Source organism: Ruegeria sp. AB9 (genome assembly GCF_056542585.1).
Genome location: NZ_JBQGAA010000065.1, coordinates 1 through 596, shown reverse-complemented (window position 1 = coordinate 596; position 596 = coordinate 1). Strand labels below are relative to the sequence as shown.

1 pseudogene is annotated in these 596 nt (G+C 51.2%); it reads right to left on the bottom strand.

The window, feature by feature from the left end:
• Positions 1-23 precede the first annotated feature (23 nt).
• A pseudogene (locus tag ACR0K5_RS25135) lies at positions 24-596 on the bottom strand (IS6 family transposase); the annotation flags it as partial.

Sequence of the window (596 nt, the reverse complement as noted above, 5' to 3'; positions counted from 1 at the left end):
AGGCAGTCAACTACTGGACACACCTATCCTGCGATCTCGGCAAACATCTGAAAACCCGGGGTCGTAGTGCTAAGGAATTGCTGTTTTCGGATCATGTTGTCCACCTTAATGCCATCCTATGTGGCTGAGGCGGATTCGAACGACTTAAATCCACACATGTGCCGAACACGCCGTTTAATGAACCGATGATCTTGTTCAATCATGTTGTTCAAAAATTTGGACCTGACCGTTTGGATTTTGGCTAGGCAACCAAACCGATTGAGGATTTTGTTCACCTCTCGAATGCCCGCCGCGTTGGCTCCACTTTTGTCGATGACGATCTTGCTTGGGATTCCATTTGAAGCCAGCGCCTTGGCGAAGAACCGTGCTGCTGCTGGACGGTTCCTGCGCTCGGACAGCATGAAATCAAGGGTATTTCCGGCCTTGTCGACAGCCCGATAAAGGTACATCCATTTGCCGCGAACACGAATATAGGTCTCGTCCATGCCCCATGAACTCAGCGTTGGACGCTTCTTTGATTGCGCACGAGCTGCGACGATCGGCGAGTATTTCACAACCCACCTATTCAATGTGGCATGGTCAACTCGCACGCCGCG